The organism is Ruegeria sp. AG1 (genome assembly GCF_056541705.1).
In genome coordinates this window covers 134,879-155,835 of sequence record NZ_JBQFYU010000002.1, presented here as the reverse complement: position 1 = coordinate 155,835, position 20,957 = coordinate 134,879, and the positions used below count along the sequence as shown (strand labels likewise).

Annotated in this window: 17 protein-coding genes and 3 tRNA genes; 8 read left to right on the top strand and 12 right to left on the bottom strand. The window is 60.0% G+C overall.

Going from position 1 to position 20,957, the window contains the following annotated elements:
* The first annotated feature begins 84 nt into the window (after positions 1 to 84).
* Positions 85 to 744: a DUF1638 domain-containing protein gene (locus tag ACR0B5_RS03170; protein WP_480538364.1), complete on the top strand. Its 660-nt coding sequence runs from the start codon at positions 85 to 87 to the stop codon at positions 742 to 744.
* A 2-nt stretch (positions 745 to 746) separates the two neighbouring features.
* Here the strand turns inward: ACR0B5_RS03170 and ACR0B5_RS03165 are convergent, their stop codons facing one another.
* Entirely contained in the window at positions 747 to 1,157 is a 411-nt protein-coding gene (locus ACR0B5_RS03165) for a SufE family protein (protein WP_480538729.1), read from the bottom strand.
* A 138-nt stretch (positions 1,158 to 1,295) separates the two neighbouring features.
* Between ACR0B5_RS03165 and ACR0B5_RS03160 the strand changes: the two genes are divergently transcribed.
* A complete protein-coding gene (locus ACR0B5_RS03160; protein WP_170466753.1) occupies positions 1,296 to 1,823 on the top strand; it encodes a hypothetical protein in 528 nt (175 codons plus the stop codon).
* A gap of 4 nt (positions 1,824 to 1,827) precedes the next feature.
* Here the strand turns inward: ACR0B5_RS03160 and rnd are convergent, their stop codons facing one another.
* The 3 genes from rnd to purM all read right to left on the bottom strand — a co-directional run bounded on the left by rnd (position 1,828) and on the right by purM (position 4,734).
* Entirely contained in the window at positions 1,828 to 2,985 is a 1,158-nt protein-coding gene (gene rnd / locus ACR0B5_RS03155; RefSeq protein WP_480538361.1) for a ribonuclease D, read from the bottom strand.
* Positions 2,986 to 3,094: 109 nt separating this feature from the next.
* On the bottom strand, positions 3,095 to 3,691 hold the full coding sequence (purN, locus tag ACR0B5_RS03150) for a phosphoribosylglycinamide formyltransferase (RefSeq protein WP_480538359.1): 597 nt from the start codon (positions 3,689 to 3,691) through the stop codon (positions 3,095 to 3,097).
* Entirely contained in the window at positions 3,688 to 4,734 is a 1,047-nt protein-coding gene (gene purM / locus ACR0B5_RS03145; RefSeq protein ID WP_170764436.1) for a phosphoribosylformylglycinamidine cyclo-ligase, read from the bottom strand. Before purM ends, purN begins: the two co-directional genes overlap by 4 nt.
* A 107-nt stretch (positions 4,735 to 4,841) precedes the next feature.
* Here purM and ACR0B5_RS03140 point away from each other — a divergent pair.
* A tRNA-Ile gene (locus tag ACR0B5_RS03140) sits at positions 4,842 to 4,918 on the top strand.
* A 33-nt stretch (positions 4,919 to 4,951) separates the two neighbouring features.
* Here ACR0B5_RS03140 and ACR0B5_RS03135 read toward each other — a convergent pair.
* A complete protein-coding gene (locus tag ACR0B5_RS03135) occupies positions 4,952 to 6,271 on the bottom strand; it encodes an ATP-binding protein (protein ID WP_480538357.1) in 1,320 nt (439 codons plus the stop codon).
* 44 nt (positions 6,272 to 6,315) lie between these two features.
* Here ACR0B5_RS03135 and ACR0B5_RS03130 point away from each other — a divergent pair, with 44 nt between their 5' ends.
* The 3 genes from ACR0B5_RS03130 to ACR0B5_RS03120 all read left to right on the top strand — a co-directional run bounded on the left by ACR0B5_RS03130 (position 6,316) and on the right by ACR0B5_RS03120 (position 7,586).
* Positions 6,316 to 7,230 carry an MBL fold metallo-hydrolase gene (locus ACR0B5_RS03130; RefSeq protein ID WP_480538355.1) on the top strand — a complete coding sequence of 305 codons (915 nt, stop codon included), beginning with the start codon at positions 6,316 to 6,318 and terminating at the stop codon, positions 7,228 to 7,230.
* A 75-nt stretch (positions 7,231 to 7,305) separates the two neighbouring features.
* A tRNA-Asn gene (locus ACR0B5_RS03125) sits at positions 7,306 to 7,380 on the top strand.
* 131 nt (positions 7,381 to 7,511) lie between these two features.
* Positions 7,512 to 7,586: transfer RNA gene (locus tag ACR0B5_RS03120), tRNA-Asn, on the top strand.
* 11 nt (positions 7,587 to 7,597) lie between these two features.
* On the opposite strand, the gene ACR0B5_RS03115 is transcribed toward ACR0B5_RS03120, so the two are convergent.
* The 4 genes from ACR0B5_RS03115 to zwf all read right to left on the bottom strand — a co-directional run bounded on the left by ACR0B5_RS03115 (position 7,598) and on the right by zwf (position 13,136).
* Positions 7,598 to 9,217, bottom strand: a complete 1,620-nt coding sequence (locus tag ACR0B5_RS03115; protein ID WP_480538353.1) for a long-chain-fatty-acid--CoA ligase — start codon at positions 9,215 to 9,217, stop codon at positions 7,598 to 7,600.
* Between the two features lie 185 nt (positions 9,218 to 9,402).
* Complete coding sequence (pgi, locus tag ACR0B5_RS03110) at positions 9,403 to 11,010, bottom strand: glucose-6-phosphate isomerase (RefSeq protein ID WP_480538351.1); 1,608 nt, start codon at positions 11,008 to 11,010, stop codon at positions 9,403 to 9,405.
* Positions 11,011 to 11,013: 3 nt separating this feature from the next.
* Entirely contained in the window at positions 11,014 to 11,685 is a 672-nt protein-coding gene (pgl, locus tag ACR0B5_RS03105; protein WP_170659654.1) for a 6-phosphogluconolactonase, read from the bottom strand.
* Complete coding sequence (gene zwf / locus ACR0B5_RS03100) at positions 11,682 to 13,136, bottom strand: glucose-6-phosphate dehydrogenase (protein ID WP_425082868.1); 1,455 nt, start codon at positions 13,134 to 13,136, stop codon at positions 11,682 to 11,684. The genes pgl and zwf overlap by 4 nt, the downstream gene beginning before the upstream one ends.
* 190 nt (positions 13,137 to 13,326) lie before the next feature.
* Here zwf and ACR0B5_RS03095 point away from each other — a divergent pair, with 190 nt between their 5' ends.
* Positions 13,327 to 14,895 carry a caspase family protein gene (locus ACR0B5_RS03095; protein ID WP_480538349.1) on the top strand — a complete coding sequence of 523 codons (1,569 nt, stop codon included), beginning with the start codon at positions 13,327 to 13,329 and terminating at the stop codon, positions 14,893 to 14,895.
* A gap of 4 nt (positions 14,896 to 14,899) precedes the next feature.
* On the opposite strand, the gene ACR0B5_RS03090 is transcribed toward ACR0B5_RS03095, so the two are convergent.
* On the bottom strand, positions 14,900 to 15,169 hold the full coding sequence (locus ACR0B5_RS03090) for an usg protein (protein WP_170373832.1): 270 nt from the start codon (positions 15,167 to 15,169) through the stop codon (positions 14,900 to 14,902).
* A 193-nt stretch (positions 15,170 to 15,362) separates the two neighbouring features.
* Here ACR0B5_RS03090 and gyrA point away from each other — a divergent pair, with 193 nt between their 5' ends.
* Complete coding sequence (gene gyrA, locus ACR0B5_RS03085) at positions 15,363 to 18,101, top strand: DNA gyrase subunit A (RefSeq protein WP_480538347.1); 2,739 nt, start codon at positions 15,363 to 15,365, stop codon at positions 18,099 to 18,101.
* 60 nt (positions 18,102 to 18,161) lie between these two features.
* On the opposite strand, the gene ACR0B5_RS03080 is transcribed toward gyrA, so the two are convergent.
* Positions 18,162 to 19,400, bottom strand: coding sequence for a DsbA family protein (locus tag ACR0B5_RS03080; protein WP_480538345.1), 1,239 nt, complete (start codon positions 19,398 to 19,400; stop codon positions 18,162 to 18,164).
* 87 nt (positions 19,401 to 19,487) lie between these two features.
* Positions 19,488 to 20,957 (bottom strand): carboxypeptidase M32, encoded by a 1,470-nt coding sequence (locus ACR0B5_RS03075; RefSeq protein WP_480538343.1) that lies wholly within the window; start codon positions 20,955 to 20,957, stop codon positions 19,488 to 19,490.

Below are 20,957 nucleotides of genomic sequence, written 5' to 3'. Positions count from 1 at the left end.
GCCGCTCGATTTCGGGCGGCCTTTTTGTTTCAAGCCGCGTTTTCGGGCAAAATCACCCGGACCAGCCAGCCAGAGGACCTAGGAATGTCACAGAGCCAACATCCCGATGACGCCAGTCTGACGACCGATGGGTACGACGAAACCGGCAAGGGTCGTATCCTGTTGTTGGCCTGCGGGGCCTTGGCGCGCGAGATTCTGGATCTCAAGACCCGCAACGGCTGGGACCATATGGACCTGACCTGCCTACCCGCGATCCTTCATGTCCACCCCGAGAAGATCACTCAGGCCGTCGAAGATGCGATTGCCAAGCATCGTGAGCAGTACGATCAGGTCTTCGTCGTCTACGCGGATTGCGGCACCGGCGGCCTTCTACAACAGGCGTGCGATCGGCTGGGTGTTGAGATGGTCAAAGGCCCGCATTGCTATTCGTTCTTCGAAGGGAATGAGACCTTTGCCGCAAAGGGTGAGGACGAGACAACCGCTTTCTACCTAACCGATTTTCTGGCCCGGCAGTTCGATGCGTTTGTCTGGAAACCGCTGGGTCTGGATCGCCATCCACAGCTGCGAGACATGTATTTCGGGAACTACACCAAACTGGTGTATCAGGCCCAAACTGATGATCCCGCGCTGACGGCACGCGCACAGGAATGTGCTGAGCGTATGGGTCTGGATTTTGAGCGCCGCCTGACCGGCTATGGCGATCTGGAAACCACGCTGACTGATTGGGCGACGAGAACGCGCTGACGCTACGCTTTCTCCTGCGCGACTTCGCGGATGCGTTCGATCATCGCCCTCAGACCGTTCGACCGCTGCGCAGACAGGTGGTCATTCAGGCCCAGCCGCGCCAGCTCACCCCCAGCGTCGACCTTGATTACTTCGGCCACAGGCAATTCGTTGTAAAGAAGACGTAAAACCGCGATTAGGCCACGCACGATCAGCGCGTCGCTATCCCCATCGAACCGAAAAACGCCGCCGTCGATCATCGGGTGCAGCCACACCTGGCTAGCGCAGCCGTCCACTTTGGTGGCTGGAACTTTCAGCGCATCGTCCAGCGGCTTCATCGCCTTGCCCTGTTCGATCACATGGCGATAGCGGTCCTCCCAATCTTCGAGGAACTCGAAATCTTCGACAATTTCTTCAAAGGCGGGCGTTGCCATGGCGCGGCGGTCCTTCTGTTTCATTCACAATTGTGACCTATGCCGACGATAGCCCACTGTCCAGCCCTCGCCGTGGCTTTTCAAGGCAAGGAAATTGCGCTAACCCATTGCGTGAATGACTGTTAAAGCCGTGGGTCCATGCAAAAATCACTGTCTCTTCTTATCATCGCCGCGTTGACCCTGTCTGCCTGCAACAGCTGGCGCAATTCTCGAGCGAACCCGTCGAACTGGTTCGGATCCAGCCAGCCCGCCCCAGTCGAAACAGCCCCGGTAGACGAGGCCTATGCGCTGGTGCCAAGACAAAGCGATGGCATCGGCCTTTTTGACCGTCCCATAGAAGAAGACACCAGTGTTCCAATTGCAAAAATTGACGAACTGCGGATCGACGCAACACCGACCGGAGCGATTGTCTATTCTTCGGGCACGGCGCAACGCCAAGGCGCGTTCAACGCCCGTCTGGTGCCCGTGAATTCGGAGGAAAACCAGAAGAACGGCGTGATGGAGTTCACCTTCCTAGTGAATTACCCCAAGGCGCAGACTGCGCAGGGTACAGAGCGTTCGCGCATGGTCTCAGACGCCATCAACGTCTCCCGGCAAGAGCTAGAAGGCATCCGTCTGGTCCGCGTGGTTGGGCAGCAAAACGCCTTGGAATCGCGTCGCCGCTAAGCGGTCAGAGGGGCACGACCTTCACGTCTTGCCCCTTTGCGGCTAGTGCGATCTTGCCTTCGCACAGCTTCAAAGCATCCTCACCGAACACCTCGAACCTCCAGCCGGTCATGGAGGGAAGGCCACGCTCGCCCGCTGCGATCTGGTCCAGTTCGGCGCTGGTCGCGATCAGCTTTGCCGCCACGCCCGAGCTTTCGGTTTTCGATTTCAGCAGCACCCGCAACAGATCGGCCAGCGCTGGGTTAACCTTTAACTTGTCGCGGCTCGTGTCGACCTTGGGCAGCTGTTCGGGTGGACAGTTCACACCCTTTTTGACGGCCGCCAGAATGCCTTCTGCAATCGCCCCCTTGCGCGCCTCTCGCAGCAACAGACGCGAGCCGCCAAGGTCTGATGGCGTTTTGGGCTTGGTCGAGGCCAGCTCGATCAGCGCGTCATCCTTGAACACGCGGTTGCGCGGGATGTTGTTGTCCTGTGCGTGAGATTCGCGGAACTGTGCCAGCTCCCGCACAACCGCCAGAAACTTGGTCGAGTTCGTCCGCGTCTTGACACGCTTCCACGCATCTTCAGGTCGGATGTCATAGGTGCCGGGCTGGGTCAGGATGCGCAGTTCCTCGGACACCCAATGGCTGCGCTTGGTTTTCTCAAGCTCGGCCGCGAGATGTTCGTAGATCTTGCGCAGATGGGTCACATCGGCCAGCGCATATGTCTTTTGCGCATCTGTCAGAGGACGCCGCGACCAGTCGGTAAAGCGCGAGGTTTTATCCACCCCCTGCTTGCAGATCTTGCGCACCAGCGTCTCGTAGCCGACCTGCTCACCGAAGCCACAAACCATCGCAGCAACCTGCGTGTCAAACAGCGGGGTCGGGAACACATGCGCATCGACCCAGAAGATCTCAAGGTCCTGACGCGCGGCGTGGAACACCTTGACCACGCCCTCATTCCGGAACAGTTCATAGAGCGGCTCAAGAGAGATACCATCGGCCAACGGGTCGACCAGAACGGCACTGTCTTCATCCTCGGAGGGGACGGCCAATTGCACCAGACACAGTTTTGAATAGTAGGTCCGCTCGCGCAGAAATTCGGTATCTACAGTGACATAGGGAAAAGCAGCAGCAGCCGAGCAGAAATCAGCCAGCTCTTGCGTCGTTGTCAGAGTTTTCATGCGCCGTACTATTCTTGTTCTTTGTGTGACTGCCCGTTTTTCTACTGTCCCGAGCGTTATCGGCGACCATAGGACGAATTTCCGCCGGGTGTAAATCACCCAAGGGCGATCAGGGCAGCATAAGAACCGACCTGTTGCCTTCCGCATACCGCCGCAGCACCGACGGGTAGAGCTGATGCTCATAAACCAGCACTTTGGCGGCCAGGCTGTCAGGGGTGTCCTCGGGTGAAATGGCGACCCGCGCCTGCCCCAGAATTGGGCCATCATCCAGCGCCACGGTGACCTCATGCACGGTGCAGCCGTGTTCGGCGTCACCCGCTTCGATCGCGCGGGCGTGGGTGTGCAGACCTTTGTATTTCGGCAGCAGCGAGGGGTGAATGTTCAGCATCCGCCCCTGAAAGCGCGAGACGAAACCGCCGGTCAGGACCCGCATGAACCCGGCCAGACAGACGATATCGGGTTGCGCGGCCTCAAGCGGCTTCAGTAACTCCGCCTCAAACGCCGCTCGATCCCCTTTGAAGGGGCGGTGATCGACCACGGCCGTTTCGATGCCGCGATCCCGCGCCTTTGCCAGACCACCGGCCTGCGCGTCGTTGGACAGAACCAGACAAGGGCGCGCAGGGTGGTCTCCGGTCATGCTGTCGACCAGAGAGACCATGTTTGACCCGCCGCCGGAAATCAGGATCGCGACGCGCTTGTGGCTCACAGCAGTTTGCCCGAATAGGCCAAGCCAGCCTTGTCAGTCACGGTGCCGATGCGCGACACGGTCTCACCCGCCTCAGCCAGCAAAGCCGTCAGCGCGTCGGCCTGATCTGCGGCGCAGACCACGATCATGCCGATGCCGCAGTTGAAAGTCTTCAACATCTCAGCTTCGGCAATCCCGCCAGTTTCGGCCATCCAACCGAAGACAGGCGGCAAATCCCATGCGTCCAGAACGATCTGCGCGCCCAGCCCTTCGGGCAGAACACGCGGCAGGTTTTCGGTCAGACCGCCGCCGGTGATATGAGCCAGCGCATGCACACCCCCGGCGCGGATCGCGGCCAGTGCAGGCTTCACATAAAGCCGCGTCGGCGTCAGCAGCGACTCACCCAGTGTGCCGTCGCTAAAGGGCGAGTCGGCCTCCCAGCCCAGCCCGGAAATCTCGACCAGTTTGCGCACCAGAGAGTAGCCATTGGAATGCACCCCGTTGGAGGCCAATCCCAACAGAACGTCGCCCGCCGCTACGCCGTCGGGCAGATCGGCACCGCGCTCCATCGCGCCGACCGAGAACCCAGCCAAATCGAAATCACCATCGGGATACATGCCCGGCATCTCGGCGGTTTCGCCACCGATCAGAGCACAACCCGACTGAGCGCAGCCTTCGGCAATCCCTTCGATGATCCGCGCAGCGGTATCGGTGTCCAGCTTGCCGGTGGCGAAATAATCAAGGAAGAACAAAGGCTCAGCGCCCTGACAAATTAGGTCGTTGACGCACATTGCGACCAGATCAATGCCGACGCCATCCACAACACCTGTATCAATCGCGATCCGCAGCTTGGTGCCAACACCGTCGGTGGCCCCCACCAGAATCGGGTCTTCATAGCCAGCGGCCTTGAGGTCAAACAGCGCGCCGAACCCGCCCAGACCGCTCATGACTCCGGGGCGATTGGTGCGTTTGGCGGCAGGCTTGATGCGGTCGACCAGAGCGTTGCCTGCATCAATATCCACACCTGCGTCGGCGTAGGTGATTCCGTTCTTGCCCGCTGTCATGGCCTATCCTTCATGAATGGTTTGCGGGCGGGTTAGTCGATTGTGCGCTTTGATGCAACGGTCAGGCTTGACGCGGGCGATCACCGTGGTACTCAAAGCGCTCAGGCGGGCCTGTAGCTCAATTGGTTAGAGCAGAGCGCTCATAACGCTTTGGTTGCGGGTTCAAGTCCTGCCGGGCCTACCAAATTCCGCCTTTTTTCCTAAGAACGCTGCGCCTCTAGCGCCCTACGATGATGTCGGCACACAGCCCGCCCAGTCGCTCGCTTTTGCCAAGGCGCAAGACGCCGCCATGGGCACGGGCGATGTCTGCTACGATGGCAAGGCCCAGCCCCACACCGCTGCCTTGGTTTTGGTTGCGTGCAGGGTCCAGGCGGGAAAAGGGCTTAACGGCCTCAGTCCGCTGTTCGGGCGGGATACCCGGCCCGTCATCCTCGACCCGGATGCGCAGCGATTTGGGCGTCAGCGTCAGGCTGACATCCGCCTTGCTGCCATAGCGCACGGCGTTACCAATCAGGTTCTCGACGGCCCGGCGCACGCCCGAAGGGCGTAGCATCACGGTCCCCTGCCCTTCGACGCCTACAATTTTCGCCTTATGGCCAGCCCGGTTCGCGTCGCTGACGATCTGCGTCAGCAAAGCTTCGGGATCGACCTCTTCGGGCGCGCCTTCTGCGGCACCGCGTGAAAAGTCGAGGAACGCATCCAGAAGCGACTGCATCTCGGTCACGTCCTGCTGCAACGGCGCAGCCTCTTCTTCGGGCAGCATTGATAGGCCAAGCTTAAGCCGTGTCAGCGGCGTACGCAGGTCATGGCTGACACCCGACAGCATCATTGTCCGCTGCTCCATCTGCCGCTCGATCCTCGCCCGCATGTCGAGAAAAGCGTTGCCCGCGGCCCGAACCTCGACCGCACCGCCGGGGGAATACGGCACCACCCGTCCGCGACCAAAAGCCTGCGCAGCATCCGCAAGCCGCGTAATGGGCCGCAGCTGATTGCGCATGTATAGAAACGAGATCGAGGTCATGATGATGGCAAAGAAAACCATCGTCACAATCAACTGATGCGGCGCTGCAGGGGACAGACGCCGTCGATCAAAGGTCAGCTGCAACAGGCCCAGATGAGTGGGCATATACAGGCGTGCCTCTTGTCCGCTGGGCAGGGCAACCGCCGCAAGGTCGGGCAATTCTGCCCTCAGATCCGCCTCAACCTGTGGCGCAATAAAGTCATACCACCGGCGCCGACCGATTTCCGGCATTTCATCCGCATCGAGGAACTGCATCTTCATGGACAAAGCGCTTAGATCGGGACGCACGGCGGCCAGCGCCTGTTGCCGAGTCTCAGATTCGGCCATGGTCTGAGTGATCAGTCGGACCTCACGCGCGGCGGCTTGCGTCATTTGCGCGGTCACGTCCTCCAGATGCTTTTGCAGGAACGCAATGCCCACCACTAGCAGCAAGGCCACCACCGGCAGGACAAGAATCAGCGCAGCCCGGACATACAGGCCGCGCGGCATATAGGGTTTGAGCCATTGCGTGGACATGCGCTAAACCTAGCGGGCTGCCCGGACAAGAGAAAGAGGACAGAATGCAGGCACCTGAGGAATTCAACCCGCCGGCTGGCGTGGCCCAGGAGTTGGATCCGGGTTTGCGGCGCATTTTGGCTCCAAATCCTTCGCCGATGACGTATCGGGGCACAAACACCTATCTTCTGGGGACGCGGGATCTGGCGGTGATCGACCCCGGACCGCTGTGCGACGCGCATTTGGAGGCGATTCTGGACGCACTGACACCCGATCAGAGAATCAGCCATATCCTCGTGACCCACACCCATCTGGATCATTCGCCTCTAGCCGCCCCACTCTCGGCCCGCACGGGTGCCCCTATTCTGGCCTTTGGAGGCCCCGAGGCCGGGCGCAGTGCGGTCATGACCGACCTCGCCAAAAGTGGCATGGTGCAAGGCGGAGAAGGCATCGACACCGCGTTCCGGACGGATATCGAATTGGCGGACGGAGAACTCCTCACGGGCGACGACTGGCAGCTTGAGGTCATCCACACCCCCGGTCATCTGGGCAATCATATTGCGCTGGCCTGGGGCGATATCTGCTTTACGGCAGATCACGTGATGGGTTGGGCCAGTTCGCTCGTCTCTCCTCCTGACGGAGACCTCACCGATTTCATGGCAGCTTGCCATCGACTGCAACAGCGCGACTGGTCAGTCTTTCACGCGGGTCACGGCGCGCCGATCGAAAACCCTGCTGAACGGCTGGAGTGGTTGATTCAGCATCGCTTGGGGCGAGAAGCGCAAATCCTGGCTGCGCTGGCAGATCGGCAAGGCTCGGCCCGGCAATTGGCTGAGCGTATTTACACCGACACCCCAAAAGCTCTGCTGCCCGCAGCCGAGCGTAACGTCCTGGCGCATTTGATTGATTTGGCAGGAAAATCCAAAGTCACCTACGATGGCGCCCTTGCATCAAATGCGGTTTTCCGGCGACTTTCGTGAGCGCGTGAAAAAATTCAGATTTCTCGCGCTTCCCCTCTGGACGTCAAAAATCGGGGTTGTTATACGCCCCTCAGTTCCGGCGTAGCTCAGCGGTAGAGCAGTTGACTGTTAATCAATTGGTCGTAGGTTCGATCCCTACCGCCGGAGCCAATCTTCTCAGCAAAATCTGGTGAAATTGGTTATGGTCCAGACGGGCCAGAACTGCGCTTTGCTGATCGGCAAAAAACTTTTCATCCCCCACTGGACGCCGCGAAAACAGCTTGCTATACGGCGCGAACCGTTCCGGCGTAGCTCAGCGGTAGAGCAGTTGACTGTTAATCAATTGGTCGTAGGTTCGATCCCTACCGCCGGAGCCAATTCCCCCAGATCACCCCGTCAAAGCGTCGGCAAACTGCGTGCGCAAGGTCCGTTTCAGAACCTTACCCGTGGCGTTCAACGGCAGAGCGTCGATGAACACAACCTTGTCCGGCACTTGCCATTTGGCGATCTTGCCATCGAAGAAGGTTAGCAATTCTTCTTCTGACGGCTCCTCTCCCTCGGCCTTCACGGCAACCAGAATCGGGCGCTCATCCCATTTGGGGTGCGGGACCCCGACCACGGCGGCTGTGGCGAGTTTTGGATGGGCAACTGCGATGTTTTCCAACTCGACCGAGCTGATCCATTCGCCGCCTGATTTGATGATGTCCTTGGAGCGGTCGCGGATCGTCATGTAGCCGTCGGCATCCAGTGTTGCGACGTCCCCGGTGGCGAACCAGCCGTCCTGCAAAAGCGCCTCGTCCTGCATCTGGAAATAGCTGTCCAGCACCCACAGGCCGCGCACCATCAGGTCGCCCTGGGTTTCGCCGTCATGGGGCAAGTCGCTGCCATCGTCATCCACGATCTTCAGCTCAACCCCATAGGGAGGCCGCCCCTGGCTTTCGCGCAGGCGGTGCTGCTCGTCGATCGGCAGGTCGCGATGTTTGGCAATCGGGACATTGGTTGTGCCCAGCGGGCTCATCTCACTCATGCCCCACGCGTGGACGGTGTCGACGTCGTAGACCTCACGGAAGGTTTCGATCATCGAGGGTGGGCAAGCGGCGCCTCCGATCACGGTGCGTTCAAGACTGGCGAGTTTGCTGTCGGATTGCCCGGCATGGGCTAGAAGACCCTGCCAGATCGTGGGAACGCCCATCGCGACCGTCACGCCATAAGTGTCAATCAAGTTGACCAGCGCCTCACCATGCAGTCCCGGCCCCGGCAGAACCATGCGCGACCCGGACATGGCACAGCCATAGGGCGACCCCCAGGCATTGACATGGAACATCGGCACCACGGGCATCACGACATCCATCGCCGAATAGCCAATGACGTCTCGCGCATTCGAGGCAAAGCCATGCAATACGGTCGAGCGATGGGAATAGAGCACCCCCTTGGGATGGCCCGTCGTGCCAGAGGTATAGCACAGGCCGGAGGCCGTGTTTTCATCCAAGTCCGGCCATGCGAAATCCGCATCACCCGTCTCGATCAATTCATCATAGAATTGCAGCCCGTCGATCTGCGCGGCCGCATCCTCATCACGAGGGCCCATCAGCACAAAGTGATGAACCTCGCCCAGCCCCTCTTGCAACGCAGCGACCAGAGGAATGAAGGTGGCATCAAAGAACAGAACGCGATCCTGGGCGTGGTTGATGATGTAGGTCAGCTGCTCGGGGAAGAGGCGCGGATTGATCGTGTGACACACGAAACCTGCACCCGAGGTCGCATAGTAGATCTCAAGGTGGCGGCGATTGTTCCAGGCCAGGGTGCCGATGCGGTCCTGTGGTTCCAGTCCAAGCTTGGTCAGCGCAGATCCCAACCGGCGAGCATTGCGCGCCACTTCGGACCAATTGGTCTGCGTTACGGTGTCGTCCGTCTCAACCGACACGATTTCCGTCTGACCGTGGTAGCGCTCGGCGTGATCGATCAGTGACGAGATCAGCAAGGGCTGCGTCATCATCTGTCCCAGCATGGACATCCTCCCTTTTTTTGTTCAGGCCACGCTGTCGGCGGCCATTCCGTGCTTTGAGTGATACGCGGGCCTGTGGCCGGGTGATCAATCATGACGGTTCATTGGGAAGAACCCTGCCAAGCAATTATTTGTCTGACAATAAAAAGATTGCAGCCTGAGATTGCCCCGGGCCGCAATTCACCACGTCAATTGCGGTGACGCAGGGCATAGGCGACCAAGGCCGCAGTCGAGCCATCCTTGACATCCGCACTCTCTTCTCCGTCCACGATCGGCCCGAGTGAGGTGGCAAGTTCTTTGCCCAATTCGACGCCCCATTGATCGAAGGAATTGATGCCCAGAAGGACGCCTTCCACGAACACCCGATGCTCATAGAGCGCGATGATCTGACCCAACACAAAGGGCGTCAGTTTGGGATAGATCAACGTGGTCGAAGGCCGGTTGCCCGGAAACACCCGATGCCGCGCCTGACGGTCGAGTTCGTCGCCTTGCAAGCCTTTGGCAGCCATACGAGCGCTGGCTTCGTCAAAAGTCCTGCCGCGCATCAATGCCTCGGACTGCGCGAGGCAGTTGGCCAGAAGCAGGCGGTGATGATGGGCCAGTTCAGGCTCATGCCCTTCAGCGGCGACCATGAATTCGCAGGGGATCACGTCGGTGCCCTGATGGATCAGCTGGTAGAAAGCGTGCTGGCCATTAGTGCCCGGCTCACCCCACACGACAGGCCCGGACGGCACCGAAAGCGCGCGGCCATCCATTGCAACCGATTTGCCGTTCGATTCCATCTCGAGCTGCTGAAAATAGGCCGGTAGGCGCAGCAGCCTTTGGTCATAGGGCAACACCGCGCGGCTAGCATGGCCCAGCACCTGGCGATGCCAGATCCCAACCAAGGCCAGCATCACCGGAACGTTCTCGGCCCAGTCGGCCGAGCGGAAGTGCAGGTCCATCGCTTGCCCGCCTCGTAGGAACGCATCGAACGCATTTGAGCCAATCGCGATCATCACCGGCAAACCGACAGGTCCCCAGACAGAGTACCGCCCGCCGACCCAATCGGCGAAGCCAAACACGCGGTCCTCGGGGATGCCGAAGGCCTGCGTTTTGTCCAACGCGCTTGAGACGGCGGCGAACTGCTTGGAGGGGTCTCCTCCGCCCTCGCTCATCCAGGCCCGCGCGGTGCGGGCGTTGGTCATGGTTTCAATCGTCGTGAAGGTTTTCGAGGCCACGATCACCAGTGTCCGGGTCGGGTCCAACTGGCGCAACGTATCCGCGATATGCGCGCCATCGACGTTCGAGACATAGTGCAAACGCGGCCCATCATGGTAAGGCGACAGCGCATGGGTCGCCATCACCGGCCCGAGATCCGAGCCTCCGATGCCGATATTCACCACATCGGTAAAGCTGCCCCCTGCCCCGGCAGCGGTTCCGCCACGCACCTCTTCGGCGAAAACACTCATCCGCTGCAAGGTGTCCAAAACGTCCGGCATGACATCCTGACCATCGACCTGAACCGCGCCGCCGTCCAGATTGCGCAATGCTGTATGCAACACCGCGCGATCTTCGGTCTCGTTGATCTTCTGGCCGGAGAACATCGCCTCGCGGCTCGCGGCCAGATTGGCTTGGTCACACAATTGGGTCAGCGCATCCCGGATCTCGCCGTCGATCTGCGTTTTTGAGTAGTCGAACAGCATATCTCCGGTTGAGGCGGAGAAATCCTGTGCCCGATCTGCGTCCGCTTCGAACAGGTCGAGAATGCACGCCTGCTGCGATGCTGCCAGTGCTTTCAATCTATCCAGCTGCATGGCTCACTCCGCCCAATGAACGGTCATGCCGCCCAACACAGCCGCAATTGGGGCCTCTTCGGGGGGTAGAGACATAGCCTTCTCCAGCGCTTCCCGCTTCTCGGCGCCGAAGATGATCAGATGTTTCGACAACGCCCCATCCAAAACCGGAGCCGTCAGGGTGATGCGCGGTTCCGGTTGCACATCCGTCCGCGCCACGGCCAGTGTCGGCGCATTGCTGTCCAGCGCCTCAGCCAACCCCTGCATTCCCGGAAACAGCGAGGCGGTGTGCATATCGCCTCCCATTCCCAACACCAGTACCGACAAAGGCAGCACTGGTGCGATCAATGACTCGATCTCAGGCAGTGCGTCCTCAGGAGCGGCCCCCGGGACGTAGAGAGGTACATATTGCGCAACCGAGGCGCGGTTGGTCAGAAGACGCTCCCGGATCAGACGCTCGTTCGAGCGATCACTGTCCGCAGGCACACAGCGTTCGTCGGTCGGCAGCACGCGTATCCGCGCCCAGTCCAGATCTGCGGCACAGAGGACATCGAAAACCGGCCCCGGAGTCGTTCCGCCCGGCACCGCAAGGGCCACTGTGTCATCATGCAACAACGCGGCCTCCAATTCTCCGGCCAATGCGTTGGCCACGTCGATCGCCAACATGTCGCGGTCGGCATATTCCTGAATATTCATGGCTTGATTCCTTGCCAGTGGCGACCGTCTCGTTTCATCAGCAGCTCGGCGTCGCCCGGCCCTGTGCTGCCACTGTCATAGGGTTTGGGGACATCACCCCGCGCCTGCCATCCGGCGATGATCGGATCGGTCCAGGCCCAGGCGGCCTCAACCTCATCACCACGCATGAACAGGGTCTGGTTGCCCCGGATCACGTCCATGATCAGCCGTTCATATGCGTCAGGCGGATCCTGATTTTCCGGACCGAGTGCCTCGGCAAAGCTCATGTCGAGCGGGACGTCAATCAGACGCATTCCACCCTGCCCCGGTTCCTTGATCGTCACCTTCAAGGTGATCCCCTCATTCGGTTGCAACCGGATCGACAGAGCGTTGGCGTGTCGCCCTGCGGCCTCGCCAAAAATCGAATGCGGTGCGTCCTTGAATTGCACGTTGATCACCGAGGAGCGCGCCACCAGCTGCTTGCCGGTGCGCAGGTAGAACGGCGTCCCGGCCCATCGCCAGTTGCTGATATGCGCCTTCAAGGCCACGTAACTTTCCGTGGTCGAGCGGGGATTGCCGACAACCTCGCGATAGCCTGACCCATCGGCCTCTGCGGCGAACTGCCCACGTACAATGTGGTGCGGCTCAACCGGATCGAGCGCACGGATCACCTTAAGCTTTTCGTCCCGCACCGCATCCGGATCGAATTTGGCGGGCGGCTCCATCGCGATAAGACACAGCAGTTGCATCAGGTGGTTCTGCACCATGTCGCGCATGGCTCCGGCACGCTCGTAATAGTCCTCGCGCCCTTTGACGCCGACCGTTTCGGCCACGGTGATCTGGATGTGATCGACGTATTGGCTGTTCCAGAGCGGCTCGAACAACATGTTGCCAAACCGCACGGCCATCAGGTTCTGGACGGTTTCTTTCCCCAGATAGTGGTCGATCCGATAGATCTGTCCTTCGTCAAAATGCGCCGCCAGCGTCGCGTTCAAATCCCGCGCGCTGTCCAGATCGTGGCCAAAGGGTTTCTCCACCACGATCCGAGTGTCCTCGGTCGCAAGCGCATGCGCGCGGATACGTTCGGCCAGAGGGGCAAACAGGCTGGGACCGACCGAGAAATAGAACGCCCGCACCCGGTCCGGGGTCAGTTTGCCTGCAAGCTCATCCCACCCACCGGTTGAGAGCGCATCCAGCCGGACGTAATCTAGGCGCTGCAGGAAACCTTGCAGATTCTCAACCTCACTAGACCGTCTGGGCGCATAGCTCCGCAACGACTCGGCCACGAGGGTCCGGAACGCATCCGTCGAAAGCTCACTGCGTGCCGCCGCAATGATGCGTGCGCTTTCGGGCCATTGCCCCGCGCAGAATCTGCGAAACAAAGCGGGTAGGATCTTGCGCTGCGCAAGATCTCCGGTGCCGCCGAAAATGACCAGATCGAAAGGATCGACGGGAATGACGCGTGAAACCATGAGTTGTCCTTAACCTGCCCCTAAGGTCATGTCCAATGTTAGCGCAATCATCAGCACTTCTTTTTTCCGTCGCATGACCTGAAAACCGCCTCTTATGCGATGGGTTAAGCCAAAGTAATCCAAATCACTGAGGGACGCGGCGGTTTTCCGATATAGATGTAACAGGATCATTCCAATTTGGGTTGTTGAGATGAACAAGTTTCTGTTTTTTCTGTTTGCATGTTTCGCCGCCCCGCTTTGGGCGCAAGAGCGTTTGGCGCTGGTGATCGGCAATGATCAGTACAACTCGGTCGTTGATTTGAAGAAAGCCGTCGCCGACGCCGAGGCTGTTTCCGACAAGCTGGAAAATCTGGGCTTTGAAACTATCCAAGGTCTCAACCTCGACCGGCGCGGCATGAACCAGAAAATCGCCGACTTTACGGCTCGGCTTGAGGCTGGCGATACCGCTTTTGTGTTCTTTGCCGGTCACGGCGTTGAGATCGACGGAGAGAATTATCTGCTGCCCACCGATATTGTCGCGCCCTCGTCCGGCGAGACCGATTTCGTGAAGTCCGAATCCATCGCCCTGTCGAACCTACTGGACCGCGTCCGCGCCACCGGTGCGCGCACTTCCATCGCGATCATAGACGCCTGCCGCGACAATCCGTTTGAAACCGTTTCCGGGCGCAGCGTAGGGCGCACCCGCGGCCTCGGTCGCATCAACGCGCCTGAGGGTATGTTCGTGATCTTCTCAGCCGGGGCTGGCCAGATGGCGCTGGACCGCCTGAGCGATGATGAACCAGCCCAGAACTCGGTCTTCACCCGCGCATTGCTGCCACGACTGTCAGAACCGGGTCTTGAGCTGCGCAGCATGGTCTCAGACCTGCGGCGCGAGGTGCGCGATCTGTCCCGCACCGTTCAGCATACGCAGATCCCGGCCTACTATGATGAGCTTTTGGGTGAGTTCTATTTCACCCCAGCTGTCGCAACAGCCCCCCGGAACGCACCAACGCCCCCGACGGATGACATGCGCGCGGATCTAGAGCTTGCCCGCTCGGTCGGGACGGTGACCGCGCTGGACGCCTTTCTTGAGAAGTATGAGGAACAGTCCGAGAACTACTCCTACGAGGTAGCTCTGCAATTGCGCGACAGCCTTGCCTCGGTTGAGCTACCAATCGAGACAGAGCGCACTCCGGCCCCCGAAGCCTTAGACACCCCGGTCATTTCAGATTCGCGCGAAGTGATGCGCGCCACGCAATCGGCCCTGAACGCGCTGGGCTGCAGTGCCGGAGGTGCAGATGGTGTCGCCGGACCACGCACCCGCCAGGCCTTTGCGCGCTACCGTGAAGCGAGCGCGTCGCGTTTAGGGGCAGATGATTTGGGAACTCAGCACGCATTGGAAGAGTTGCAGGGCAAAAGCGGCACGATCTGCAAGGTCGTCGCTGCACCGGCACCCACACCGGCCCCTGCCCCGTCTGTGTCAACGAGTGTGACGATGGCTGGCACCTGGCAGTTCAAGGCCACCTGCGCGGTGGTCGTCAAAGTGACCGGAACGGTGCGCTACTCTCATGCCGGTGGCAATAAATACACCGGAAGCCTCACCGACTCGCTGGGTCAAACAGCCAATACGGTGATCTACGTGAATGACCAACAGATCAGCGGCACCGATTATTTCCCCGGCATCACCGTTCAATGGCGCGGTCGTTTGGCTGAAGATGGCAACAGCTTTACCAGCTCGGGCTCAACCGGGTGTTCGGTCTATGCGTGGCGGGCCGGATAAGGCGTCAGTTCACGCGGAACTCACCCACCATATTGCGCCATTCCCCCGGTGCGATCATCTTTCGGTGGGTGAACTTGACCGAGTGCAAAGGGCCCTCAATCTCACGCTGCCAAAAGTCGATGAATTCGAACAGTTTCGGATGATCTGGCGCCAGATCATATTCCTGCCAGATGAACGTGTTCAGTACATGGATATAGTCAGGCATATGGTAGAAGAATTCCGCCGTCGTCAGACCGTATCCCTTCAGCATCAATTCGGTTTCGCTTTGCTGCATTCAGACCTCCGATTTTATTCAGGGTCTCTCTATGATAGCAGCAAAACCACCTAACAGTTGGATAACAAGATGTTACCCGAGTGTTACTTTGGATTTTCGCGCGTGGATTCGTTGCTTGCTTGCACCTTATGTGCCGGGTCTGATAGAGTGGAACCACAAAATATAGAGTCTGCACAAGAAACGAGCAGTTTACGTGAGCGATACGCCAGAAACACCTGAAAACATGGATGAAACCCCGCCCGAGCGCCCTGTCTATGACGGCCCGACGGTCTCCATCGAATCCGAGATGCGCACGTCCTATCTGGACTATGCCATGTCGGTCATCGTTTCCCGCGCGATCCCCGATCTGCGCGATGGCCTGAAACCCGTGCATCGGCGGATTTTGTACGCGATGCATGAGACCGGTAACACGCATGAAAAGGCGTATCGCAAATCGGCCCGTCCGGTCGGCGATGTGATGGGTAAATACCACCCACACGGCGATAGCGCGATCTATGACGCGCTGGTGCGGATGGCGCAGGATTTCTCGATGTCGCTGCCGCTGTTGGATGGTCAGGGCAACTTTGGCTCGATGGACGGCGATAACCCGGCGGCCATGCGTTACACCGAAGTGCGGATGGACAAACCTGCCGCTGCCCTGCTGGCCGATATCGAAAAAGAGACGGTTGATTTTCAGGACAACTACGACGGCAAAGACAAAGAGCCGACCGTCCTGCCCGCCCGTTTCCCGAACATGCTGGTCAATGGCGCAGGCGGTATCGCCGTGGGTATGGCGACGAATATCCCTCCGCACAATCTGGGCGAGGTAGTTGATGCAACGCTGGCGCTGATTGACGACCCGGATCTGACCTCGGAACAACTGATCGAATACGTCCCCGGCCCCGATTTCCCGACCGGCGGCGTCATGCTTGGCCGCTCCGGTGCGCGCAAAGCCTATCTGGAAGGCCGTGGCAGCGTCATTATCCGCGCCAAGACCCGTGTCGAGGAACTGCGCAAAGATCGCTACGCCATTGTCGTGGATGAGATCCCCTATCAGGTGAACAAAGCCTCGATGATCGAAAAGATCGCCGAAGCAGTACGTGAGAAGCGCATCGAAGGCGTAGCGCATGTTCAGGACGAATCCGACCGCAAAGGCGTGCGCGTGGTGGTCGAGCTGAAGCGCGATGCAACGCCCGAGGTGGTACTGAACCAGCTTTATCGCTTCTCGCCGATGCAGACCTCCTTCGGCTGCAACATGTTGGCCCTGAATGGTGGCCGACCCGAGCAACTGACCCTGCGCCGATTCCTGACATCCTTCGTCGACTTCCGCGAGGATGTGGTAGCCCGCCGCACCGCTTATGATCTGCGCAAGGCGCGCGAGCGTAGCCACATATTGTGTGGCTTAGCCGTGGCCGTCTCTAACGTGGACGAAGTGGTTGCCACCATCCGGTCGTCAGCCGATGCTGCAGAGGCGCGCGAAAAGCTGATGACGCGCCGTTGGCCTGCGGCCGAGATCGAAGGCTATCTGCGCCTGATCGACGACCCGCTGTCCAAGATGAACGACGATGGCACCTATAACCTGACCGAGGTTCAGGCCCGCGCGATCCTCGAATTGCGCCTGCAGCGCCTGACCCAACTGGGCGTCAAAGAGGTCACGGACGAGCTGGAGCAACTGGCCGCCAAGATCAAGGAATACCTCGATATTCTGTCCTCGCGCGAGCGCATCATGTCGATCATTGGGGACGAACTGCGCGAAGTGCGCGATCAGTTCGCTGTCCCGCGTCGCACCGAGATCGTCGACTGGTCAGGCGACATGGAAGACGAGGACCTGATCGAGCGGGAAGACATGGTCGTGACTGTCACCTCGGGTGGTTACATCAAGCGCACGCCGCTGGCCGATTTCCGGGCGCAGAAGCGTGGCGGCAAGGGCCTGTCGGGGATGCAGACCAAGGAAGAGGACGTGGTCACCACCCTCTTCGTGGCCAACACCCATACGCAGCTGCTTTTTTTCACGACCGACGGGATGGTCTACAAGCTCAAGACGTGGCGCCTGCCGCAATCGGGACGGACCGGCAAGGGCAAGGCGATCGTCAACATCCTGCCGATCCCGACCGGAGTCTCCATCGCGGCGATCATGCCGGTCGACGTCCCTGACGAGGAATGGGAAAACCTTCAGGTCGTCTTCGCCACAAGCGCGGGCACCGTGCGGCGTAACCGCCTGTCGGACTTCACCAATGTGAAGCGCAACGGCAAGATCGCCATGAAGTTCGAGGATGAGCACGCCGAAACGAAACTGATAAACGCGCGCATCTGCTCGGAAGAGGATGATGTGATGCTGGTCACCAAATCCGGCCGTGCGATCCGCTTCCCGACGACGGACGTGCGGGTGTTCAACAGCCGCTCTTCGGTCGGTGTGCGCGGTGTGCGCCTCTCCGGCAATGACGAAGTGGTTTCGATGTCCGTCATCCGCCACTTCGATGCGACCTCGGATGAGCGCGCTGCATACCTCAAGATGCGCCGTCTGATGGCTGGCGTCACCGATGAGGCCGAGGGCGATGAGGATGAAGGCAATGCCGACAGCGTGCTGCCTCAGGAACGCTATGCCGAGATGTCGGCTGCGGAGAACCTGATCCTGACCATCACAGCGGGCGGTGCAGGCAAACTGAGCTCCAGCCACGACTACCCTGTCCGTGGGCGCGGCGGTATGGGCGTGGCCGCGATGGACAAGGCGATGCGCGGCGGCGAACTTGTCGCCTCGTTCCCGGTCGAGATTGATGACCAGATCATGCTGGCCACCTCCAAAGGTCAGTCGATCCGAGTGCCGGTCGATGGCATTTCCTTCCGGTCCCGCAGCGCCGGCGGCGTGCGGGTATTCAACACCGGCAAAGGCGAAGAGGTCGTCAGCGTCGCCTGGATCGCCGATCAGGGCGATGAGGACGAGGCCGAGGAATAGTCTTACGGCCATGGAACATGAAACAGGCGCTATCCGAACCCGGGCAGCGCCTGTTTTGATTCAGCGCCTCAATAGATCAGCCACAGCCCAAAGCCGATCCTGGCCCCAAATGCTCTGGCCGTCGACGTGGAAACTGGGAACACCCCAAAGGCCATTGTCTTGCAGCCTGTTTTGGTTCTGCTCAACCCGCGGACGCCAGGTCTGGGAGGTCAGCTCATCGCGCGCTTTGGCCCAATCCAGACCGGCGGCCCTGACAATATGGGATAGCCCCCTATCACTCGCCGCGTCCGCACCCTCGGACCAGACCGAACGCATGAAGGCAGAGCAAAACGCAGCCATCCGACCTTCGGATTCGGCGTAGTCGAACAAGGCATAGCCGCGCTCGATCCCGCTCCCCAAAGGGTCGCAGATGCGGCCAAACGGGATACCCAGTCGCCGCGCCTCGCGCATGCAATCTTGCAAGATGTATCGGGATTTCGGCTTGGGCACCGGCAGACCACGCATCAGCATCGGCAGCACCGGACGCAGGATCAGTTCAGCCCTGTAGTGTTCTGCCAATTGCTGGACCCGTTCAAAAGCTAGATAAGAATACGGGCTGCGGAGGGAGAAAAAGAACTCCAGAGTTTTTGGGGTGTCCCCTTTGCGGTCAAACACCGGCTCTGGGGGCGGCACCAGAAGGGGACCGGTACCCAGCCCGGCGCTTTGTAACCTGTCTTCCAGATAGTGCAGTCGGTCCACACCCCAGTACCATTCACCGCCATAGTAAAACGTGCCACCCAGGTAGTGTCCCATCGCGCGCAACGCCTGATCCCCGGCGCGCATAGCAGCGGCGGGATCACTCTGTTTGCCCGCAGGTAAATCCCGCCCAGCCCATTGGGCGGCGCTAATGGCTTTGAGATGTTGCGCGAAATCCGGCTCTCCAAGATGGGCGGCCAGATGAGCGTTGACCTCTGGCGTCACACCATCCGCTTTCGGAACGTCCAGACCCAGCTTTTGCGCCAAACGCACCGCATCCTTGTGGGCGTTCTCGCGAAGCGCTTTCGGATCGGGAACCGCCTCGGATGGTGGGCCTGAGATCAAATGCGGGCGCAGCGAAATGTCATAGCGCGCCTCGAATGCTGGCAAAACCTGCGCGGTCAGCGCGCAATACGGGTCTGATGCATCGTGGAAATAGTGAACCTCGGGCTGTGCGCCACGCGCCCTTCGGCGCAGATCATGCAGGCCACGACGCGCGTTTTGCAGTCCTCGGCTGGTGATGATCTCGGCCAGCCGGGGTTTTACGAAAGATGTGAAGGGCACAGTCGTCTCCGCAGGGGTCAGATGCCCTACCCTAGCCACTCCCGCGCGGAATACCACGCGGGCACACGGCAACGTGAGTGGTCCGGGTTACAGCCCGTAGAGCGCGCCGAATTTCTGCTCAAGATAACTCAGCAGCGGGTCCGGCCCCGGTTCAACACCACTTGCACGCTGGATGACCTCACGCGGGGCGTAGAGTCCGCCATATTGCTGGACATTCTCGCGCAGCCAAGTAGTCGCGCCCGAGGTATCGCCTTCGGCCAATTGCCCATCCAGTCCCGGCACGGCGCTGCGCAGCGCCTGATAGAGACACCCAGCATAGACGTTGCCCAGAGAATAGGTCGGGAAATAGCCGAACAGACCCACGGACCAGTGGACATCCTGCAAACACCCGTTCGAGGGCTTGTCGACCGCATAACCGAAATCCGCCTTGAAGCGGTCATTCCATGTGGCCTCAAGGTCCGAGACCTGCAGGTCTCCGGCCATCAACGCGCGTTCCAGATCGAACCGCAGCATTATGTGCAGGTTGTATTGCACCTCATCCGCCTCGGTTCGGATATAGCCGTTTTGGACGTGGTTCACAGTCGCGTAGAAGGCGTCGGCATCCGCGATCCCGAAATCTCCGAAGGCGTCGCGCATCTGGGTGAACAGCCATCCGGTGAAGGCGCGCGAGCGGCCAAGCTGGTTTTCATAGATCCGGCTTTGGCTTTCATGCACGCCCATCGACACGCCCTGACCCAGAGGTGTCAACGCGTAGTCTGGGTTGATGCCCTGTTCATAGGCGGCGTGGCCGACCTCATGAATGGTTGAGTAAAAGCAGTTGAACGGGTCAGTCGCGCTGGTCCGGGTCGTGATCCGCACGTCCGAGCCACTGCCCGAGCTGAACGGATGCACCGCCTTGTCGACGCGGCCCCGGTTCAGGTCATAGCCGAACGCAAGCGCGAGTTTTTGCGACAGGCGCATCTGTTCGGTTTCGTCGAACGACCCCTCCAGCGCCTTTGGGGAAGGTCGATCAAGAACCGCTGCCCGCAGCGCTACCAACCGGGGGCGCATCTGATCGAATATCTCGGCAATCTGCGCTCCGGTCGTATAGGGTTCATAATCCTCGACCATGGCGTCATAGACGTCACCGCCCTGCGCCAGCGCGGCCCCTTCCTCGCGCTTCAGCGCGACCACTTCTTCCAGCACTGGCAAGAAGGCCGAGACATCCTCGTCCGCGCGCGCCTGCGCCCATTTGCCTTGCGCGGCAGAGGTGACCCGAGCAAGCGCCTTGGCCAGATCGGCGGGAACTTTGATGGTGCGTTCATAAGACCGGCGGATTTCGCGTAGCTGGGCCTGACCCGAGGCATCATTCGCGTTGGCTTGGTCCAGCCATTCGGCCACGCGCGGGTCGGACTTGCGCGCGTGCAAAACGGCCTCGATCGCGGTCATTTCCTCGGCCCGTTGCGGTGCGGCTCCGCGTGGCATCATGGTCTCCTGATCCCAGCCAAGCCGGCCGGCAATCTGACCAAGGGCCGAGGTTTCACGTTGAAAGGCCATCAGGTCGTCAAAGGCGCTCAT